Raw genomic sequence first — 20,922 nt, forward strand, 5'->3', positions numbered from 1 at the left:
GGTACAATCTCATGGTGAATACTGAAGGTTCGTAATTCCGGGGCGTGCTAGTTTACCTGTCCTCACGCTCCAACGCCAAAGCAAGCTGCTTGCAGCCGGTCGGACTTCCTCCTGTCCAACCGGGGGAAGCCCGACCAACGGCTAGTCGTCGCTGATGGAGATGCTCGGAATGGGGGAGCTCAGGTTACGCGCCCGGTTCGATAGCAGCGCCGTCATTTTGCGGGCGATATCCCGGTAGCGGCGGGACACTTCCGAGTCGGGCTCAACGGCAACGGCAGGATTGCCCTGATCCATCTGCTCGCGAATGGTGATGTGCAGCGGCAGCTGCCCCAGCAAAACAGTGTCGTAGTCCGCCACCACCTGCTCGCCGCCGCCGTGGCCGAACAGGGCCTCTTCATGGCCGCAATGGCTGCAAATATGCACACTCATGTTTTCGACCACCCCCAGCACCGGTATGTCGACCTTGCGGAACATTTCGATGCCTTTTTTGCAATCCAGCAGGGCAATGTCCTGGGGGGTGGTCACAATCACCGCCCCGGTTACCGGTACCCGCTGCGCCAGAGTCAGCTGGATGTCGCCGGTCCCCGGCGGCATATCCACGATCAGGTAGTCCAGCTCATTCCACAGAGTCTGTGTCAGCAGCTGCTGCACCGCGCCGCTGACCATAGGCCCCCGCCACACCATCGGCGTTTTATCGGTCACCAGAAACGCCATCGACATGGCCTGCACACCGCGCGCGTCCACCGGGATAAAAAACTTGTCGTCTTTGGTTGCCGGCTTGGTGCCCTCGGCGATACCCAGCATCATACCTACACTCGGGCCATAAATATCGGCGTCGAGCACACCGACCCGCGCACCTTCTTCGCGAAGCGCCAGTGCCAGATTCACCGCAGTGGTGGATTTACCAACGCCGCCTTTGCCGGACGCCACGGCGATGATATTCTTGACACCGGCGATCGACTGCAGATCTTTCTGGGCTTTATGGGCGCGTATGTTCTGGCTCACGTGGACCGTCACCCCCGTTACGCCGGCCACGGCTTCCAGCGCAGTGCTGGTCAGCTGCCGGATGGCACCGGCAATACCGGCACCGGCGTACGCCAGTTCTACACTCAGGGTAACCTGCCCTGCTTCATCCGCGCCCAATGACTTGACGAAGCCGAGCTCGAACAGATCCTGCCCGAGATACGGGTCTTTATACTCTCGAACCGCCGCTTCCAGCGCGTGTTGCGATATCTGGGTCATTTCAGTCTCCGGTGTCGGCGTTAACGGCCGTGGGTAATAAAATCAGGCCTTCCAGATGAAAAATTAACGCATGGAAGGTATCATCTGTGCCCGCTTCTGACCACAACCATCCAAGCTCAAGGTTCGGACACTTAACATGACGCAAACGAGTACACAGAAACAGCGCGACATTCTGGTTACCAGCGCCCTGCCCTATGCCAATGGCCCAATTCACCTGGGGCATCTGCTGGAATACATTCAGACGGACATCTGGGTGCGCTATCAGAAAATGCGCGGCCATAACTGCTACTACGTTTGTGCAGACGACGCCCACGGCACCGCCATTATGCTCCGGGCCGAGCAGGAAGGCATCACGCCGGAAGCACTGATTGAGCGCATCAACAAGGAACATCAGGCGGATTTTGCCGACTTCCACATTGCGTTCGACAATTATTATTCAACCCACTCGGAAGAAAACAAACAATTCTCCGAGTATATCTACCGTCAGCTGCAAAAAAACGGCCATATTGCGACCCGCCAGATTACCCAGGCGTACGACCCGGAAAAAAACATGTTCCTGGCCGACCGGTTCATCAAGGGCACCTGCCCCAACTGCAAAACCGATGACCAGTACGGTGATAACTGTGAAGCCTGTGGCGCCACCTACACCCCCGCCGAGCTGCTCAATCCGCGCTCAGCGGTGTCCGGTGCCACCCCGGTCGCCAAAGAATCCGAACACTACTTCTTCCGGCTCCCCGAGTTCACCGAGTTTTTGCAAACCTGGACCCGCAGCGGCACCTTGCAGCCCCAGGTGGCCAACAAACTGGCGGAGTGGCTGGACGACGGCCTGCAAGAATGGGACATCACTCGCGACGCGCCCTATTTCGGTTTTGAAATCCCGGACGCACCCGGCAAGTATTTTTATGTCTGGCTGGACGCGCCCATCGGCTACCTTGCCAGTTTCAAACACCTGTGCGAGCGCGCAGGCATTGATTTCGACCATTACTGGAAGCCCGATTCCGAGGCCGAGGTGTACCATTTCATTGGCAAGGACATCATCAATTTCCATGCCCTGTTCTGGCCCGCCATGTTGCACAGCGCCGGATACCGTACGCCCAGTGCGGTCTGGGCCCACGGTTTTGTGACCGTCAATGGCAAGAAGATGTCCAAATCCCGGGGCACCTTTATCATGGCCCGCACCTATCTGGAGCACCTCAATCCGGAGTACCTGCGCTATTACTTCGCCGCCAAGCTGACCAGCGGCGTCGACGACATGGACCTGAACCTCGAGGACTTTGCGTCGCGGGTCAACTCGGATCTGGTCGGCAAGGTGGTCAACATTGCCAGCCGCAGTGCGGGTTTTATCACCAAACGTTTTGATGGCCAGCTGGGTACCATTACCGAAACCGACAAGCTGAGCACCTTCATTGCGGCGGGTGAGGACATCGCCAGCTATTACGAAAACCGCGAATTCGGACGGGCCATGCGCCGCATCATGGAGCTGGCCGACATAGCCAACCAGTACGTCAATGATCAGCAGCCCTGGGTGGTTGCCAAACAGGACGGACAAGAGGCCCAATTACAGGCTATTTGCACCAATGCCCTCAACATGTTCCACCTGTTGATGACCTATCTGGCGCCGGTCCTGCCCAATACTGCGGCACGGGCGGCGGAGTTTCTCAATGCCGAATTTGACTGGAACAGCCGCAGCCAGCGGCTGGAAAACCACGCCATCAACAAGTTCAAGCCGCTGATGAGCCGGGTGGACATGGCCAGCATCGACAAAATGCTCGACGCGTCCCGGGAAGACCAGTCCGCCGCAGCCGCCCAAACCTCCGAGGCACAGACCAATCTCGAGCCGGTGGCGGCAGAAATCGAGTTTGACGCCTTTGCCCGGGTGGACCTGCGGGTCGCCAAGATCATCAACGCCGAACACGTGGAAGGTGCCGACAAGCTGCTGCGTCTGACTCTGGACATCGGTCACGGTGAACGCAATGTGTTCGCCGGCATCAAGTCCGCCTACGCTCCGGAAGATCTGCAGGGGCGTCTGACCGTGATGGTGGCGAACCTGAAGCCGCGCAAGATGAAATTCGGGGTGTCGGAAGGCATGGTGCTGGCCGCGGGCCCCGGCGACAAGGACATATTCCTGCTGTCGCCGGACGCGGGCGCAACTCCCGGCATGCGGATCATGTAATGTCCGCTGGAGCACCGGTGAATGACTGAGTATTTGCTGATTCTGGTCAGCACCATACTGGTGAACAACTTCGTGCTGGTCCAGTTTCTCGGACTGTGCCCTTTTATGGGTGTTTCCGGGAAGCTGGAAACCGCCATGGGCATGTCACTGGCGACCACCTTTGTGCTGACCCTGGCTTCGGTCTGCAGCTATCTGGCCTACACTTATCTGCTGGAACCCTTGGGGCTGGCGTTTCTGAAGACCATCACCTTTATCCTGGTAATCGCGGTGGTGGTGCAGTTTACCGAGATGGTGGTGCGCAAGACCAGCCCGCTGCTGTACCGTGTGCTGGGGATCTTTTTGCCCCTGATCACCACCAATTGCGCCGTGCTGGGGGTTGCCCTGCTCAACCTGAACAAGCACAACAACTTTGTGCAATCGGTGCTCTACGGGGTGGGGGCCGCGCTCGGGTTTTCCCTGGCATTGATCCTGTTTGCGGCCATGCGTGAGCGCATCGCGGTGGCGGACGTACCGCCGGCCTTCCGGGGTGCCTCCATCGGCATGATCACCGCGGGCCTGATGGCCCTGGCGTTCCTCGGCTTTACCGGCCTGGTCAGCGTGTAACGGAGCAGTTGTGCTTATGTGGACCAGCATTCTCATTGCAATCACCGTGCTGCTGGGGCTTGCGCTGGTGTTCGGCGCAATTCTCGGTTTTGCAGCGGTCCGCTTCCGGGTGGAAGGCAACCCGCTTGTAGACACCATCGATTCCCTGCTACCGCAGACCCAGTGTGGCCAATGCGGGTTTCCGGGCTGTCGCCCCTACGCGGAGTATATTGCCGAAGGAGGCGCCATCAACAAGTGCCCACCGGGGGGCGAGCCCACCATCAACGCGCTGGCCGACCTGCTCGATGTGGAACCGGAACCTCTGGATGCCGAACACGGGGTCGAACAGGCCAAGCGTGTGGCGGTGATCCGCGAAGACGAATGCATCGGCTGCACCAAATGCATTCAGGCCTGTCCGGTAGACGCCATTCTCGGTGCCGCCAAGCACATGCATACGGTGATTGAAAGCGAGTGCACCGGTTGTGACTTATGTGTGGACCCCTGTCCCGTTGACTGCATTGACATGATCCCCCTTGAACCGGACATTCGCGCCTGGACCTGGAGCGCACCCGGCAGCCACATCATCGTCACCGACCGCCAGGAAGCCGCCCACTCATGACAACTCTGTGGAATTTTCCGGGGGGGCATACACCCCCCCGAAAACAAACACCAGTCCACCGCCCGGGCCATTCAGGACGGCGGCATCCCCGATACGCTGACGCTGCCGTTGCATCAGCATATCGGGCAGCCCGCGAAAGCCCTGGTGGCAGTGGGTGACCGGGTGCTCAAAGGCAGCTGCCTGGCCGAGGCGGCCGATCACCTGGCCGTGCCGGTGCACGCCCCGACATCGGGCACCGTAGAGGCCATTTCCCTGCAGCCGGTCCCCCATCCTTCCGGCATGACTGACTGGTGCATCACCTTGCGGCCCGATGGTCTGGATACCTGGGGGGAACGCACTCCGACCGCCGACTACAAGAGTCTGGATCGGGGCCAGCTGCTCGAACTCATCCGCCACGCGGGCATTGCCGGCATGGGCGGGGCCGGGTTTCCCACCCACGTCAAGCTGCACCCGCTCCGCGAACGCAAGGTAGACACCCTGATCCTCAACGGCGCCGAGTGTGAGCCCTACATTACTGCCGACGACATGCTCATGCGGGAGCGAGCCGGGCAGATCATCAGCGGCTTGCAGATCATGGCCTGGATCCTGCGACCGGAACGATGCGTCATCGCCATCGAAGATAATAAACCGGAGGCGATTCAGGCCATCCGGGCCGCCACCGCAGGTACCCAGACCGAAACTCTGGTGATTCCCACCAAGTACCCCTCGGGTGGTGAGAAACAATTGATCCAGATAGTGACCGGTATGGAAGTGCCCCACGGCGGGATCCCCGCCGACATCGGGGTCATGTGCCAGAATGTCGGCACTGCGTACGCCGTATCCCGGGCCGTGCTCCAGGGCGAGCCCTTTATTTCCCGCATCACCACAGTGACCGGTGACGCAGTCAAGGCAGCGGGCAACTTCGAGGTGCTGCTGGGCACACCGATTGAGCATCTGCTGTCCCGGGCACAGCTGGCCCCGGACCGTCTCAACCGGCTGGTACTGGGTGGACCCATGATGGGTTACACCCTCAACCAGCCGGCCGCGCCGGTCATTAAGACCACCAACTGCATTATCGCCGCGACCGCCGCAGAGCTGCCCGACCCTGCGCCCGAGCAACCCTGTATCCGCTGCGGTCATTGCGCTGAAGTGTGCCCGGTAAAGTTGCTGCCCCAGCAACTGTTCTGGTACGCCAAAGCGGCCGAATTTGAGAAAGCGGAACATCAGAATCTGTTCGACTGCATCGAGTGCGGCGCCTGCGCCTACGTGTGTCCCAGTTCCATACCGCTGGTGCAATACTACCGGTTTGCCAAGGGGGAGATTCGTACCCAGCAGGCCGAGCAAAGCAAATCCGACCAGGCCCGGGCGCGCTTCGAGGCACGTCAGGCACGCCTCGAGCGGGAACAGGCAGAGCGGGAAGAAAGACGCCGGCAACGAGCCCGCGCGGCCGCGGAGGCCCAGACTAAAAAAACGGGCTACCGCCGACACCAGCGGCGATGCACCGGCCAGCGACGATCGCGCGGCCAAAGCAGCACTGGTTAAAGCGGCGCTGGCGCGGAAAAAATCCGCGCAGGCTGCTGCCCCTGCACCCGCAGCGCCTGCCCCGGCGCCAACCGCAGCCGCCGAACCGGCGGGCAGCGAGGCGACAGAGAATATCGCCACGCTGGAGAAACAACTGGCGCAGGCGGAACACAAACTGCTTACCATGCAGGGCCTACTGGCCGAAGCGCAAGCCGCGGGGGCCGACAACGTCGCCAAACTGGAACGGGCGGTAGCCAAAAATTCAGACCGGGTCGCCCGTGCGCAAGCGGCGTTGACACAAGCCCGACAAACCCCGCTCCCGGGACCGGAATCGCTGCAGTAGCGGCTCCCATTATCAGGTTTTCACGCAATGACGTTACGACAACACTCTTCCCCCCATACCCGTGGGGCCAGGTCCACCTCCCGCGTTATGCTGTGGGTGATGCTGGCCACCCTGCCGGGGCTGGTGGCGCAGACCCTGTTCTTTGGGTGGGGCAACCTGGTGAATGTGCTCTGGTGCATGGCCATTGCCGTCGCCGCCGAGGCCGCCATTTTGGGTCTGCGCAGAAAGCCGCTGGGGTTTTTCCTGAAAGACAACACCGCAGCGGTGACTGGCCTGCTGCTGGGTTTGTCCCTGCCGCAACTGACGCCCTGGTGGGTATCGGCGACCGCCGTCATCGCCGCCATTGTTATCGCCAAACAATTGTACGGCGGGCTTGGAGCCAACCCGTTTAACCCGGCCATGGTCGGGTATGCCCTGGTGCTGGTGTCGTTTCCGGTTGCCATGACCACCAACTGGGCCCAGCCGGGACTCTTGTGGGACTCGGCACCCGGGCTGGGCGACACCCTGCACAGCATTTTCTCCGGTCGACAGACCGCGGTCGACGGTTTTACCATGGCCACCCCGCTGGACGAATACAAACACCAGATCAGCCGGTTGACTGCCGCCGAGGTTCTGGCGCACCCCACTTTTGGCAGCGGGTTTGCCAAAGGCTGGGAATGGGTGAACGCCGGTTTCCTGGCCGGCGGTGCGCTGTTGCTGGGTCTGCGGATTATTACCTGGCACATACCGGTCAGCCTGCTGGCCGGACTCATCGTTATGAGCCTGGCATTTGGCGCCGACTCCGATCTGTATACCCCGCTGACCCTGCATCTGCTGGCCGGTGGTACCATGCTGGGGGCGTTTTTCATCGCCACCGACCCGGTCACCGCCGCCACCAGCCATCAGGGCAAGCTTATCTACGGCGCGGGGGTGGGTATATTGGTTTATATCATCCGCACCTGGGGCAACTACCCCGACGCGGTTGCGTTCGGGGTACTCCTGATGAACTTTGCCGTGCCATTTATCGATCATTACACCCCGCCGCGAACCTACGGCCACCACAAAGCCAGGCGCGGCTTACCGGGCAAAACAACGGGATAACTATGGCAGCCTTAGGTCATTCCATCCGCAACAGCGCCATCGGTCTGGGTTTGTTCGCCATGATTACCGGCGGCACCATTGCCGTCACCCAGGCGTTGACCGCCCACCGCATTCAGCAACAGGTTGAGCTGGCGGAGGCGCGCGCCCTGTTTGAAATAATTCCACAGTCAGCCCACAGCAACGACCTTTTGGCCGATACCCTGACCCTCCCGGCCGAGCCAGCGCTGGGCGTACAGAACCCGACTACCGTGTGGGTCGCCCGTCAGAATGGCGCCCCGGCCGGTCTGATTGTCCCCATGGTGGCCCCGGACGGGTATTCCGGTGACATCCATTTGCTGGTGGGCATTGCTCCGAACGGCGACATTCTGGGCGTACGCATCACGACCCATAAAGAAACCCCCGGGCTGGGCGACAAAGTGGAACTGAAGAAGTCCGACTGGGTGCTGGATTTTAACGGCCACTCGCTCAGAAGTCTGCCGGCAGAACAGTGGACGGTGACCAAAGATGGCGGAGAATTTGATCAGTTTACCGGCGCCACCATCACCCCACGGGCCGTCACCCATACCGTCAAACGCGCCCTGGAGTACACCCGACGCAATCAGGGTCTGATTCAACGCACTTGGCAGCAAACACCCGCCGGGGAACAGGTATGACCATGGCAACCAAAAGCAATACCGACATCATTCGCGACGGGTTGTGGACCAATAACCCGGCGCTTGTGCAGGTGCTGGGGCTGTGCCCGCTGCTGGCCGTTACCAGCACCGTGGTCAACGCACTGGGTCTGGGACTGGCCACCCTGCTGGTGCTGATGGGCTCCAACCTTGCCGTGTCCCTGATACGCAATTTTGTCAGCGACTCCGTCCGACTACCCGCGTTCGTGATGATCATTGCCTCATTCGTCACCTGCGCCGAACTGCTGATGCAGGCTTTCACCTACGAGCTGTATCAGATTCTCGGTATTTTTATTCCGCTGATTGTGACCAACTGCGCCATCCTCGGTCGGGCCGATGCTTTCGCCAGCAAAAACCCGCCCCTGCCCGCCCTGCTGGACGGGCTGATGATGGGGCTGGGCTTTTTTGTGGTGCTCATCCTGCTCGGCGCTCTCCGGGAACTGACCGGCCAGGGCACGCTGTTTGCCGACATGCACCTGTTGCTGGGCCCGCGCGCCGCCGACTGGACGCTGGAACCCCTGGCCAACTACCCCGGCGTTCTTTTTATGGTATTACCCCCCGGCGCCTTTGTGGGCCTGGGGCTGCTGATTGCCCTGAAAAATGGCATTGACAACCGCATGCAATCCCGGCGGCGCAGTCAGGCTCCCCAATCGGCATCCGCCGGCAGCAAACGCGTACGGGTCACCGGACAAGTCTCATGATAAGGCAGGTATACAAACGTGAATAAAGACAAGCGCACGCAAATATTTACGCGCTTTCGCAACGACAACCCGAACCCCACCACCGAACTCGAATACAGCTCAACCTTTGAACTGCTCATCGCGGTGATTCTGTCGGCGCAGGCCACTGATGTGGGTGTCAACAAGGCCACCGCCCGGCTATTCCCGGTGGCCAACACGCCGGAGGCCATTCTGGCGCTGGGGGTAGACGGCCTCAAGGAGTACATCAAAACCATCGGTTTGTTCAACAGTAAGGCCGAAAATGTCATCAAAACCTGTCGGCTGCTTGTTGAGCGCCACAACAGCGAGGTGCCAGACACCCGCGAAGCACTGGAGGCCTTGCCCGGCGTCGGCCGGAAAACCGCCAACGTGGTGCTGAACACCGCGTTCGGACAACCCGCCATGGCGGTCGACACCCATATTTTCCGGGTATCGAATCGTACCGGCATTGCCCCGGGAAAGACCGTCCTGGAAGTGGAGAAACGGTTGATGCGCCTGGTGCCCAAAGAGTTCCTGATGGACGCCCATCACTGGCTGATACTGCACGGGCGTTACACCTGCACCGCGCGCAAACCCCGCTGCGGTGCCTGCATCATCGAAGATCTGTGCGAATTCAAACAGAAAACCGAGTACCTGGACTAAGCCTCGGGCCACCTGAAAAAACGGCCTCCCGAAGGAGGCCGCTGGTGTGAGTCAGGGGGCGTTACTTAAACAGCAACGCGCTGGATAGGCCTTCCTTCTCCAGAATCTCCCGCAACCGGCGTAGCGCCTCAACCTGAATCTGACGCACCCGCTCACGGGTCAGACCGATCTCCTGGCCGACTTCTTCCAGCGTACTGGTGGGGTAGCCACGCAGGCCAAATCGACGGGACAGGACTTCCTGCTGTTTGTCACTGAGTTGATCGATCCACTTGCCGATGCACGCGCGCATATCGGTGTCCTGAAGCAGGTCCGCCGGATCGCTCGCGCCCTCATCCGCGACTGTATCGAGCAGGGATTTTTCCCCGTTGTGGCCAATGGGGGTATCAACGGAGGCGATCCGCTCGTTCAGGCCGAGCATGCGCTCGACGTCCGCGACCGGCTTGTCGACCTCTCGGGCAATGTCTTCCGCGGTGGGTTCATGATCCAGCTCCTGGCTCAGCCGCCGCGCAGCGCGCAGATACAGGTTCAGCTCTTTGACCACATGGATGGGCAAGCGGATGGTGCGGGTCTGGTTCATGATTGCCCGCTCTATGGTTTGGCGAATCCACCAGGTGGCGTACGTGGAAAACCGGAAACCTCGCTCCGGGTCAAATTTTTCGACGGCTCGGATCAACCCCAGATTGCCCTCTTCTATGAGGTCAAGCAGGGTCAGACCACGATTGACGTAACGCCGTGCAATTTTTACCACCAGCCGCAGATTGCTTTCAATCATTCGCTTGCGGCCGGCCTCGTCGCCCTTGAGGGCCAAGCGCGAGAAATACACTTCCTCCTCCGCTGTCAGGAGAGGAGAAATACCAATTTCGTTGAGGTAGATCTGGGTGGCATCCAATTGCTTGGAACTGGCATGGAAACGACTTCTGGCTGGAAGGCTGTCTTCATCTATGCGGCCATCCGGGCGCAGCGTGGTCTTCCCAACCTTTTCAACACTCTCAAACTCCAATTCCTGTTCTGTTTCCACTTCTTCGGAAACACGATCAACAATGAGTTCTTCATGTTCTGCTGACATAGTTCTTGCCCCGCCTATCGATTATCTGCATTTGCCACTCACTCGTTATTTGTTGTTGTGAGTGCCTGCTGATACGGCGTCCGGTGCCTGTGGCAACCAGGCGCTTGTTATTCTTGTCTTGCGATGTGTTGCGGACAGTTGCTGCCTTTTACCTTGCGGGCAAATAATGCGCGGGGTTCACCGGGTTGCCATTTTTACGGATCTCAAAATGCAGTTTTGGTTTGTCGGCACCGCTGCTTCCCAACTCGGCAATCACCTGTCCGGCTTTAACGTTGTCTCCTTCTTGTACCAGAATTTTACGATTGTGTGCATACGCGCTTAAATAATGCTCGTTATGGTTAACAATGACAAGGTTTCCGTAACCGAGCAAGCCGTTGCCGGCATACACCACGTTACCGGACGCTGCAGCCTTTATCGCATCCCCTGGTTTGCCTGCAATATCAATGCCTTTGTTGACTTTCCCGGCTGTAGAAAACCCAGCAAGTACGGTGCCAACATGGGGCCACTGCCATTCAATACGGGACACGACTTGTGGACGGGGGGTGGACGGCACCGCCTTCGCGGGCCTGCGCGATGCCGCGGGGCGGCTCGCCGGGGCAGATTGGGCCGGTGCTGAAACCGGGCGGGCGGCAGTGGTTTGTCGCACCGGCGTCGTTCGGGGGGCGGTTTGCGCTCGGGTGGGTGCACTGCCCCGCAAATCCAGACGCAGGACGGTGCCGGCCTTGATGTGGTAGGGAGGGGACAGACCATTGGCACTGCCCAGTTCGCGATAATCCCGGCCGTAACGCCAGGCTATGCTGTACAAGGTGTCACCGGACTGGACCACATGCCGCCCCCAATACACCGGCGGATTGTAGGCATCGTCCCGGTAGATCGATGGTGTATTACAACCAGACAGCATTGCGGCCAGTACAATCAACCAAGGCAACCGGCGCATATCACCTACTCTGAAACGGACCGGTCTCCCCCTTTTCCCGGGCGCAGACAAGGGGGTGTTCAGGTAATGGAAAAAACCCGTCCTGCGTTCAAGGCGCATCACAAATCCGATCATGTATGGTGTTATTTGTAACCGGATCAGTAGAATACCCCACAACAAACGTTACATTCAGAAACATTTTGCAAGTGGAAAGTAACACTGCCAGCGCCCTTACACATTGTGCGGATCCGCTGTGGCGACCTGACCTTTGCCCAGCCATTCGACCAACAGCACCACCAAAAAGCCACTCATCACAAACAAGAGCGCAAGCAGCCAGTGCGAGGACAACCCGGTCAGCTCGGCGTAGTGCATCGGGGTAATGCTGACTTCCTGCAGGGGCACCTGGGCACCGGAACTGTTCGTCCGCCAGCTCAACACCTGTTTCCAGGGCCAGACCTTGTTCAGCGCTCCGATCATGAACCCCGTTAACAATGCCAGAATTGCATCGTGATGTCGCTGGATCGCCCAGGTCAGCAGTTTGGCAAAGGACAGCAGTCCGGTGACGCAGCCGGCAACAAACAAGGCCAGCGAGCCCAACTGCAGTTCTTTCACCGCAGCCAGCACCGGCGCATACATCCCCAGGGTCAGCAAAATAAAGCTGCCGGAAATGCCCGGCAAAATCATTGCGCAAATGGCGAGCGCCCCCGCGCCGAAAAACACCCAATCGGTGGGGTTTGCGGCGCCCACCGGCAGGGTGGAGACCCACCAGGAAAACAGTGTGCCGCAGACCAAAGGGGCCAGCAAGGCCCAGCTGAGTGCCGGCAACTGCCGGGCCAGATGCCAGACGGACGCCAGAATCAGGCCAAAAAAGAAACTCCATATGTATATTGGCCAGCTGGTCAGAGCAAAACTGATGGCCGAGGCCAGGGTAACAATACTGGTGACCACCCCTGCTAACAGGCAGAGCAGAAATCCGCCATCGCAGCGATCCCAAAACCGACGCAGCTGCCCCCGTACAAGGTGGGCAGCCACCGCCGCTGGCACCGCATTAATGGCGGCCAGCAGGCGGAAATAAATACCGGTTATAAAGGCAATCGTCCCCCCGGAAACGCCGGGAACTATGTCGGCGGCACCCATCGCCAGCCCGCGCAGGAACACCCCCGCTGCACTCTGATTACGGTCGTTCTCCACCGGCTTGTTCACCGCACCACCCCGCCCAGCAGGGGCACAAACCGCACCGGCTCGAGATCGCGGCTTACAAAGGAGTCGCCCTGACGAACGATTTCAACCAGCATCTGGCGCTCCTCGCCGACCGGGCCGATCAACACCCCACCGTCCTCCAACTGAGCCAGCAATTCCGGGGCAATTTCTTTCGGGGCGGCGGTCAGCATGATGCCGTCAAAGGGTCCTTTTTCCGGCCAGCCAATGCCACCGTCCGCATGCCGCAGCATAACGTTGCGCAGGTCCAGTCTGCGCAGCCGCTCACGGGCGCGATCCTGCAATGGTTTGATGCGCTCTACGCTGTAGACCTCATCCACCAAGCGGGCCAGAATCGCGGTCTGGTAACCGGATCCGGTGCCCACCTCCAGAACACGCCGGGGCTGGTGATCGAGCAGCGCTTCGGTCATTCTCGCGACTATGTAGGGCTGGGACAGGGTTTGCCCGTGGCCGATCGGCAAGGCGGTATCTTCATAGGCACGATGGGCCAGGGCTTCATCCAGAAAGATATGCCGCGGGCTACTCAGCAGGGTCTCGAGTACGGCCTCGCTGGTGATTCCTTCATCGCGCAAGCGCTGAATCAAGCGCATGCGCGTGCGTCGTGATGTCATGCCGATACCTTCTGGCTCCATAAGCATCAGGCCAGTTCCCCCAGCCAGTGGTGCAGGGAGTTCAGTGCTTCGTGACGGGTCATGTCGGTCTGCACCGGCGTGATTGACACATAATTCTGACTGATCGCTTCAAAGTCCGTGCCCAGCCCGGAGTGTTGCCCGGACCCGGCAGCACCGATCCAGAACCGCGATTTGCCCCGCGGACACACCACCGGCACGGCCCCCTGGGCGCGCTCCCGGTAGCCAAGCCGGGTCACGCGAAAGCCGGCCAGCTGATCCCAGGGAAGGTCAGGCACATTGACGTTCAGAATGCACCGGGGCCCCATCGCCAGAGGCTCCTTTTTTTCCAGCAGCATTCTTACCACGCGGGCGGCCGTCTCGTAATGGTAGTGACCGTTGTTCACCAAGGATACCGCAATCGCCGGTAGCCCCAGGTGACGGCCTTCGGTCGCCGCCGCAACGGTCCCGGAATAGATGACGTCATCGCCCAGGTTGGCGTGGGTATTGATGCCGGAAATCACCCGGTCGAACGGTTTGTCGAACAGCCCACTGACCGCCAGATGAACGCAATCGGTAGGGGTGCCATCAACGGAATGAAAACCGTTGGGGTGCTGTTCGACAAGCAACGGCCGACTTAACGTCAAGGCGTTACTCGCGCCGCTGTGATCCCGGTCCGGGGCGACCACTTCCATGTCACCCATTCCTTCGAGGCCCTGGTACAGGGCCATGAGCCCCGGTGAGTGAACACCATCATCATTAGATAACAGAATACGCACGTGCTTCTCCGTTTGCCTGATCCGCCGGCATTGCAGTAGCGGGTTTGTCGATCAGTTTCAGTTATATAATAGGCGTTATATCAACTCAAAGACATCTTCAATCAGAGCAGTCGCATATTGGCCGGGCGCCAATCCAAACTGCAGCTCCAGCAGGTCGTCACCCTCCCAGCGCCAGCTCAGATCCACCGGGTGCAACACCAGAGCGCGCCTCTCGGGCTTCATCCGGGTGGCCGAAAACACCCTCAAAACCTCCGGCCATGCGCCGGCAACGTCACGCTCAAACTGTTCTGCGGTACCGGTGGCGAGGGTGCCCCCGTCACCCCAGAGCGGCCCGGTGGGATACCCCGCCTCGCCCTCGCCCGGCAGCGGTTGCTGCCAGGTGCCTGCCGCGACCCGCGCCGCCAGCACCTGATTGAACAGCCACGAACGCGCCGCCGAAAAATACAAGCCCTGTTGATTGCGCCCGGACTGCCGGCGGTTGCGGCCCTTGCCGCGGTTCGGGTTCATGTGGATCGCCCGATCAAGATTATACCCCGCCCGCCCGAATCGCTGATGGCCGTAATAATTGGGGCATCCGGTGATGGCGATACGCCGCAACGCTGCATCAATGGCCTCGACATCGCCGCTGACCTGTTGCAGGGCGATTCTGAAAAAGTTGCCGCGGTGATCGCCACGCCGCAGTTTCCTGGGGTGCCGGTGCGCCGCCAGCACCGGCCAGTTGTTGGCAATGCTTGCCAGCAGCCGGGCATCATTTGCTTCGTTGCCGGGCAGATAAAGGCTGAACCATTGCCGGGTAACCGCATGACGGTCTTTCATACCGCAGTAACCAACGTCCTGGTGTTGGCAGCCGGCGAGGCCGGCAAGCTCACGGGCCACATAATCGGTATTGTCGCCTTGTTTTTGCAGGCGCAGACAAAGATGCTCTCCCTGCCCGGTCACTCCGCCAGCCGATGCGCTCCCCAGGGCGGGAAACCCTGGTAAGCCCAAATCCTCATCGACGAAAAAGGTATCCGGCGTGGCTTTGAGCAAAGCACGGCCTAGACGGCTGCCCTGCGAAGAGGGCCAGTTCAGGCACCATTCCCGGGGCTGCCCGGCCGCCGTAGTCCCGGTCACACGCCCACCGGTTTCAGCAGACAGACGGCCTGACAGGCAATGCCTTCGTTCCGGCCGGTAAACCCGAGCTTTTCGGTGGTCGTGGCCTTCACGCTGACACTGGTGACCGGAATCGCCAGATCGGCGGCAATGTTGGTCCGCATCGCCGCGACGTGGGGGGCCATCTTGGGTGATTGCGCCATGATCACGGCATCCACATTCACCACGTCATAGCCTGCGCCGTTGACCCGCGCGACCACTTCCCGCAACAGCACACGACTGTCCGCGCCGGCCCATTCGTCACTGGTATCGGGAAACAAATGGCCGATATCACCCAGCGCCACCGCGCCCAGTAGCGCGTCCGCCAGCGCGTGCAGTAACACGTCGCCATCGGAATGCGCTTTTAATCCGCGTGAATGGGGGATGGCTACGCCACCGAGGATAACCTGATCGCCCTCTCCGAAGGCGTGCACATCAAAACCCTGACCAATTCTCATCTACTATTTTCCTGTCTGCCCCCGGTCCACGCCCCGCTCCAGCTGGCCGAGAATGAACTCCGCCAGCAGCAGGTCTTCCGGGAGGGTAATTTTGATGTTGTCCGGCCGCCCTGCAATCACCACCGGTTGCCGGCCAAGGTGTTCCATCGCCGAGGCTTCGTCGGTCACCGCAACCGCCTCCGTCAGCGCCTGTTCAAGCGCCCGTTGCAGCGCACCAAACCGGAACATTTGCGGGGTTAGGGCCCGCCAGAGTTGTTGCCGGTCCACAGTGTCGACCACCCTGTTGCCGGCCACCCGCTTCAGGGTATCGCTCACCGGTGCGGCCAACAAGCCGCCGGTCGGATGCTCCCACAGAGTCCTCACCAGCCGCTGGACATCCTCCGGCGCCACACAGGGCCGGGCGACGTCGTGCACCAGCACCCAGTCGTCCGGTTGCGCAGTGCCTGACAAAGCACGCAAGGCTGCGAGTACGGAATCGACGCGCTCTGCGCCGCCTACGCAATGCCGGATTTCCGGGCTTTTGCTGGCCTCGGAGGCGGGCCACCATGGGTCATTGGCATTCAGCGCCACCATGCAACCGGCGAATTCCAGCGCGCTCAGCATGCGCGCAAGGGTAATATCGAGAACAAAACGACCGTGCAGGGAAAGGTACTGTTTGGGACAGTCGGCCTGCATACGCTGACCGACGCCAGCCGCAGGAACGACCAGCCAGATGCGGGGATCACTCATGGGTTGAGCTCAACAGCAATTCAATGGACGCCTGGACGGTTTCTGAAAAACCCACCGGCCGGGCGTTATGGGTCTACGACCAGAAAGAAGGTTTCGTCCTGACGAATCAGGCCAAGATTCATGCGGGCACGTTCTTCGACCGCACCCTGTTCACTGCGCAGGTTGCGCACTTCGGCATACAGACGCTCATTGCGGAGCGCGAGCTTCTGATTCTCCGCCCGTTGTTCGTCAATCGCTTCCTGCAGACTCCAGACTTGCGCAAAACTGCCCTCCCCCACCCACAGGCGCACCTGCAAGAGGAGTATGAGCACCACCATGATTGCCCAGAGTATTTTCATGACCGGACCCGTTCCGCTCGCCTTCTTCATCCGCTTCCCCAGAAACCGTTGCGGACAACGGCTTCTGGAGTGTAGCCCATGCCTCGGAAATTGGCGATCAGCCCTGGCCCTTGATCTCTTTCAGACCCCGGTAAGGGGCTGCTTCGACACCCAGCTCCCCTTCGATGCGCAGCAGCTGGTTGTACTTGGCCACCCGGTCGGAACGACACAGGGATCCGGTTTTGATCTGGCCGGCGCGGGTAGCGACTGCCAGGTCGGCGATGGTGGTGTCTTCGGTTTCTCCGGAACGGTGAGAAATCACCGCGGTAAAGCCCGCATCCTGCGCCATTTTGATGGCATCCAGGGTTTCACTCAGACTGCCGATCTGGTTGAACTTGATCAGAATTGAGTTGCCCACCCCTTTCGCGATGCCTTCCTTGAGAATTTTGGTGTTGGTGACAAACAGATCATCGCCCACCAGCTGAACCTTGCTGCCCAGTTTGTCCGTGAGGATTTTCCAACCGGTCCAGTCACTTTCGTCCATGCCGTCTTCAATGGACACGATCGGATACCGCTCGCACAGACCGGCCAGGTAATCCGCAAATCCTTCCGAGTCGAACGATTTGCTCTCACCCGCCAACACGTACTTGCCGTCTTTGTAGAATTCTGTAGCGGCGCAGTCCAGCGCCAGGGTGATATCTTTACCCAGCTCGTAACCGGCCTGCTCGACCGCCTGCTGAATAACCGCCAGTGCCGCTTCGTTGGAGGGTAAATTCGGCGCAAAACCGCCTTCATCGCCCACGGCGGTATTCAAACCCTGGGCCTGTAACACTTTACGCAGACTGTGAAAAACCTCGGCACCAATGCGCAGCGCTTCTGCAAACGAGCCTGCCGCCACCGGCTGAATCATGAACTCCTGAATATCGACGTTGTTATCCGCGTGTTCGCCGCCGTTGATGATGTTCATCATCGGCACCGGCATGCTGTACTGGGCCGCAGTAGCGTTAAGGTCCGCGATGTGCGCGTACAGGGGCTTGCCCAACGAAGCGGCCGCCGCTTTCGCTGCGGCCAGTGACACCGCCAGGATGGCGTTGGCGCCCAGATTGGCCTTGTTCTCGGTGCCGTCCAGTTCGAGCATGATGCGGTCAAGGTCACGCTGATCGGCGGCGTCCTTGCCCAGCAAAGCGGTGCGAATATCCCCGTTAACCGCCGCTACCGCCTTGAGCACGCCTTTGCCCAGATAACGGCCGGCATCCTGATCACGCAGTTCCAGTGCTTCGCGGGAGCCGGTGGAGGCACCGGATGGGGCGCAGGCCCGCCCCAGGGTACCGTCTTCCAGAATCACATCGGCCTCAACCGTAGGGTTTCCACGGGAATCCATTACTTCACGGGCCTTGATGTCGGCAATTTTTGTCATGCTACATACACTCCAACGCGTTCAATTTTAATCAAGTGTTTGGTTTAAAAGACTTGTCAGCAACTCTGCGGCCGGTGCGGTGTTACGCGGTATCCAGAGCCGGAAAGCTTTTTACCAGCGTATCCAGCGCCTTGACCTGAGTCAGGAATGGCTCCAACTGGCTGAGTCGCAACGCACAGGGGCCGTCACACAGCGCCTGATCGGGGTCCGGATGGGCCTCCAGGAACAGGCCCGCCAGACCCTGCGACATACCGGCCAGTGCCAATTCGGTGACCTGCGCCCGGCGACCGCCCGCCGATGAGGCACGTCCACCCGGCATTTGCAATGAGTGGGTGACGTCAAAAAACACTGGCACATTCATGGCTTTCATGATGCCGAAGCCCAGCATGTCGACCACCAGATTGTTATAGCCAAAACTGGTACCCCGCTCGCACAGAATGACCCGGTCATTGCCGGCCTCTTCGCACTTGCGGATGATATGGGACATTTCCTGGGGCGCCAGGAACTGGGCTTTTTTGATATTGATGGCCGCGCCGGTTTTGGCCATGGCCACCACCAGGTCGGTCTGCCGGCTGAGAAATGCCGGTAGTTGGATGATGTCGCAGACTTCGGCGGCGGGTTGGGCTTGCTCGGGTTCGTGCACATCCGAAATGATCGGCACGCCGAACTTGCTCTTGATATCGGCCAGCAGTTGCAGGCCTTTTTCCAGACCGGGGCCGCGGAATGAACTCACCGACGAACGGTTGGCCTTGTCAAAAGACGCCTTGAATACGTAGGGGATACCCAGTTTTTGGGTCACCTGCTGGTAAGCTTCTGCCACTTCAAAGGCAAGCTCCCGGGATTCCAGCACGTTCATGCCGCCAAACAGTACAAATGGCTGGTCGTTTGCGATCCGGATATCGGCAACGGTGACTTGTTTCTGTGCCATGCCTAAAGGTTCCTGTGTGATACGGACGTCCTGTCGTCTAACCAAAACGCCGGTAAAGCAAGCACTTCACCGGCGTCATTGCTACTGACCTAATCGGTTTTCCGGCCGGCGTTGGTCGCCAAAGCGGCCTCCACAAACCCTTTGAACAACGGGTGGCCGTCACGGGGGGTGGAGGTAAATTCAGGGTGAAACTGGCAAGCGACGAACCAGGGATGGTCCTCGACTTCAACCACTTCAACCAGCGCCTGATCGGTCGAACGGCCGGCAATCTTCAGCCCGGCGGCTTCCAGTTGCGGCAAGAAATGGTTGTTCACTTCATAGCGGTGACGGTGACGCTCACGGATGGTTTTCCGGCCGTAGCAGCGGGCAATGGTGGAATCACTGGTCAGCACGCAGTCCTGGGCGCCCAGGCGCATGGTTCCGCCCAGATCGGAGTCACTGCTGCGGGCTTCCCGTTCTCCACTGGCATCCAGCCATTCGGTGATCAGGCCGATGACCGGCTCCGGGGTATGCTCCCGGAACTCGGTGCTGTGGGCTGCGGTGAGCCCGGCCACATTGCGGGCGTATTCAATCACCGCCACCTGCATGCCCAGACATATGCCCAGATAGGGTACTTTATTTTCCCGGGCGTACTGGACGGTGCGGATCTTGCCTTCGACTCCCCGCTCACCAAACCCGCCGGGTACCAGAATGGCGTCTGCGCTGTCCAGAACACCGGTGCCCTCACGCTCGATGTCTTCCGAGTCGATGTAGTTGATCTTGACCTTGGTACGGGTCTTGATGCCCGCGTGCAGCAAGGACTCAATCAGTGATTTGTAGGCGTCCAGCAACTCCATGTACTTGCCCACCATGGCGATGGTGATTTCATGCTCGGGGTTCAGCTGGGACTCGACCACCGCATCCCACTCGCTGAGATCCGCCGCGCCCACGTCCAGATTGAAACGCTCAATCACCAGCTGATCCAGACCGAATTCATGCAACATGCGGGGAATGGCGTAAATGGTCTTGGCGTCTCGCAGGGGGATTACCGCCCGCTCTTCCACGTTGGTAAACAGGGCAATCTTGCGGCGGGAACTGACGTCCACCTCGTGCTCGGAACGGCACAACAGAATATCAGGCTGCAGGCCGATGGAACGCATTTCTTTCACGGAGTGCTGCGTCGGTTTGGTTTTCACCTCACCGGCGGTGGCAATAAAGGGCACCAGCGTCAGGTGCATGAACAGTGCCCGTTGCGCGCCCACTTCCACCTTCAACTGTCGAATGGCTTCCAGAAAAGGGAGGGACTCGATGTCACCCACGGTGCCACCGATCTCCACCAGGGCCACATCGGCACCGGCGGCTCCCTCCACGACGCGGCGCTTGATTTCATCGGTAATATGGGGAATCACCTGGACGGTGCCCCCCAGATAGTCGCCCCGACGCTCTTTGCGGATCACCTCTTCGTACACCCGGCCACTGGTGAAGTTGTTGCGGCGGGTCATCCGGCTGCGGATGAATCGCTCGTAATGGCCCAGGTCCAGATCGGTTTCCGCGCCGTCTTCAGTGACGAAGACCTCACCGTGCTGAAACGGACTCATGGTGCCTGGGTCCACGTTGATGTAAGGGTCCAGCTTGAGGATCGTGACCTTCAGGCCCCGTGCTTCGAGGATTGCAGCCAAAGAGGCTGAAGCGATGCCTTTCCCCAAGGAAGACACTACTCCGCCGGTGACGAAAATATAACGCGTCATGCAGATTCCGTGTGATTTATCTGGTTCGGTGAAGGAGGGAGATTATCATCTCAAGAT

The 20,922-nt window shown here is 59.9% G+C and carries 22 protein-coding genes; 9 read left to right on the forward strand and 13 right to left on the reverse strand.

Annotation, left to right across the window (positions count from 1 at the left end; translation table 11 throughout):
* Positions 1-141: 141 nt before the first annotated feature.
* Complete coding sequence (gene apbC / locus BG841_RS16125; RefSeq protein ID WP_070058574.1) at positions 142-1,242, reverse strand: iron-sulfur cluster carrier protein ApbC; 1,101 nt, start codon at positions 1,240-1,242, stop codon at positions 142-144.
* Positions 1,243-1,378: 136 nt separating this feature from the next.
* On the opposite strand from apbC, the gene metG reads away from it, so the two are divergent.
* The 9 genes from metG (at position 1,379) to nth (ending at position 9,571) form a co-directional block, all read left to right on the forward strand.
* Entirely contained in the window at positions 1,379-3,415 is a 2,037-nt protein-coding gene (gene metG, locus BG841_RS16130; protein WP_070058575.1) for a methionine--tRNA ligase, read from the forward strand.
* A gap of 21 nt (positions 3,416-3,436) precedes the next feature.
* Positions 3,437-4,018, forward strand: coding sequence for an electron transport complex subunit RsxA (rsxA, locus tag BG841_RS16135; RefSeq protein ID WP_070058576.1), 582 nt, complete (start codon positions 3,437-3,439; stop codon positions 4,016-4,018).
* A gap of 16 nt (positions 4,019-4,034) precedes the next feature.
* Positions 4,035-4,616 (forward strand): electron transport complex subunit RsxB, encoded by a 582-nt coding sequence (gene rsxB / locus BG841_RS16140; RefSeq protein WP_070058577.1) that lies wholly within the window; start codon positions 4,035-4,037, stop codon positions 4,614-4,616.
* A 69-nt stretch (positions 4,617-4,685) separates the two neighbouring features.
* A complete protein-coding gene (gene rsxC, locus BG841_RS16145) occupies positions 4,686-6,137 on the forward strand; it encodes an electron transport complex subunit RsxC (RefSeq protein ID WP_322853388.1) in 1,452 nt (483 codons plus the stop codon).
* Between the two features lie 163 nt (positions 6,138-6,300).
* On the forward strand, positions 6,301-6,459 hold the full coding sequence (locus BG841_RS17660) for a hypothetical protein (protein ID WP_322853381.1): 159 nt from the start codon (positions 6,301-6,303) through the stop codon (positions 6,457-6,459).
* Positions 6,460-6,486: 27 nt separating this feature from the next.
* Complete coding sequence (rsxD, locus tag BG841_RS16150; protein ID WP_070058578.1) at positions 6,487-7,539, forward strand: electron transport complex subunit RsxD; 1,053 nt, start codon at positions 6,487-6,489, stop codon at positions 7,537-7,539.
* Positions 7,540-7,541: 2 nt separating this feature from the next.
* Positions 7,542-8,192, forward strand: coding sequence for an electron transport complex subunit RsxG (gene rsxG, locus BG841_RS16155; RefSeq protein WP_070058579.1), 651 nt, complete (start codon positions 7,542-7,544; stop codon positions 8,190-8,192).
* A 2-nt stretch (positions 8,193-8,194) separates the two neighbouring features.
* Positions 8,195-8,911 carry an electron transport complex subunit E gene (locus BG841_RS16160; protein ID WP_070058889.1) on the forward strand — a complete coding sequence of 239 codons (717 nt, stop codon included), beginning with the start codon at positions 8,195-8,197 and terminating at the stop codon, positions 8,909-8,911.
* An 18-nt stretch (positions 8,912-8,929) separates the two neighbouring features.
* A complete protein-coding gene (gene nth / locus BG841_RS16165; RefSeq protein WP_070058580.1) occupies positions 8,930-9,571 on the forward strand; it encodes an endonuclease III in 642 nt (213 codons plus the stop codon).
* A 61-nt stretch (positions 9,572-9,632) separates the two neighbouring features.
* Here the strand turns inward: nth and rpoS are convergent, their stop codons facing one another.
* The 12 genes from rpoS to BG841_RS16225 all read right to left on the reverse strand — a co-directional run bounded on the left by rpoS (position 9,633) and on the right by BG841_RS16225 (position 20,865).
* Positions 9,633-10,637: an RNA polymerase sigma factor RpoS gene (gene rpoS, locus BG841_RS16170; RefSeq protein WP_070058581.1), complete on the reverse strand. Its 1,005-nt coding sequence runs from the start codon at positions 10,635-10,637 to the stop codon at positions 9,633-9,635.
* A gap of 148 nt (positions 10,638-10,785) precedes the next feature.
* A complete protein-coding gene (locus tag BG841_RS16175; protein ID WP_070058582.1) occupies positions 10,786-11,574 on the reverse strand; it encodes a peptidoglycan DD-metalloendopeptidase family protein in 789 nt (262 codons plus the stop codon).
* Between the two features lie 210 nt (positions 11,575-11,784).
* Positions 11,785-12,690: a DUF368 domain-containing protein gene (locus tag BG841_RS16180; protein WP_083260343.1), complete on the reverse strand. Its 906-nt coding sequence runs from the start codon at positions 12,688-12,690 to the stop codon at positions 11,785-11,787.
* A 62-nt stretch (positions 12,691-12,752) separates the two neighbouring features.
* Positions 12,753-13,409 carry a protein-L-isoaspartate(D-aspartate) O-methyltransferase gene (locus BG841_RS16185; protein ID WP_070058584.1) on the reverse strand — a complete coding sequence of 219 codons (657 nt, stop codon included), beginning with the start codon at positions 13,407-13,409 and terminating at the stop codon, positions 12,753-12,755.
* Positions 13,409-14,158 carry a 5'/3'-nucleotidase SurE gene (surE, locus tag BG841_RS16190; RefSeq protein WP_070058585.1) on the reverse strand — a complete coding sequence of 250 codons (750 nt, stop codon included), beginning with the start codon at positions 14,156-14,158 and terminating at the stop codon, positions 13,409-13,411. Before surE ends, BG841_RS16185 begins: the two co-directional genes overlap by 1 nt.
* 75 nt (positions 14,159-14,233) lie before the next feature.
* Entirely contained in the window at positions 14,234-15,271 is a 1,038-nt protein-coding gene (truD, locus tag BG841_RS16195) for a tRNA pseudouridine(13) synthase TruD (RefSeq protein WP_070058586.1), read from the reverse strand.
* Entirely contained in the window at positions 15,268-15,747 is a 480-nt protein-coding gene (gene ispF / locus BG841_RS16200; RefSeq protein WP_070058587.1) for a 2-C-methyl-D-erythritol 2,4-cyclodiphosphate synthase, read from the reverse strand. Before ispF ends, truD begins: the two co-directional genes overlap by 4 nt.
* Positions 15,748-15,750: 3 nt before the next feature.
* On the reverse strand, positions 15,751-16,476 hold the full coding sequence (gene ispD, locus BG841_RS16205) for a 2-C-methyl-D-erythritol 4-phosphate cytidylyltransferase (protein ID WP_070058588.1): 726 nt from the start codon (positions 16,474-16,476) through the stop codon (positions 15,751-15,753).
* 65 nt (positions 16,477-16,541) lie between these two features.
* Positions 16,542-16,814 (reverse strand): septum formation initiator family protein, encoded by a 273-nt coding sequence (locus BG841_RS16210; RefSeq protein WP_083260299.1) that lies wholly within the window; start codon positions 16,812-16,814, stop codon positions 16,542-16,544.
* 97 nt (positions 16,815-16,911) lie between these two features.
* Entirely contained in the window at positions 16,912-18,210 is a 1,299-nt protein-coding gene (gene eno, locus BG841_RS16215) for a phosphopyruvate hydratase (RefSeq protein ID WP_070058590.1), read from the reverse strand.
* Between the two features lie 82 nt (positions 18,211-18,292).
* Positions 18,293-19,138, reverse strand: coding sequence for a 3-deoxy-8-phosphooctulonate synthase (gene kdsA / locus BG841_RS16220; protein ID WP_070058591.1), 846 nt, complete (start codon positions 19,136-19,138; stop codon positions 18,293-18,295).
* Between the two features lie 89 nt (positions 19,139-19,227).
* A complete protein-coding gene (locus BG841_RS16225; RefSeq protein ID WP_070058592.1) occupies positions 19,228-20,865 on the reverse strand; it encodes a CTP synthase in 1,638 nt (545 codons plus the stop codon).
* Positions 20,866-20,922: the final 57 nt, after the last annotated feature.

Origin of the sequence: Marinobacter sp. X15-166B, assembly GCF_001752365.1 — a bacterium.
In the GTDB taxonomy this organism is placed as follows: domain Bacteria; phylum Pseudomonadota; class Gammaproteobacteria; order Pseudomonadales; family Oleiphilaceae; genus Marinobacter.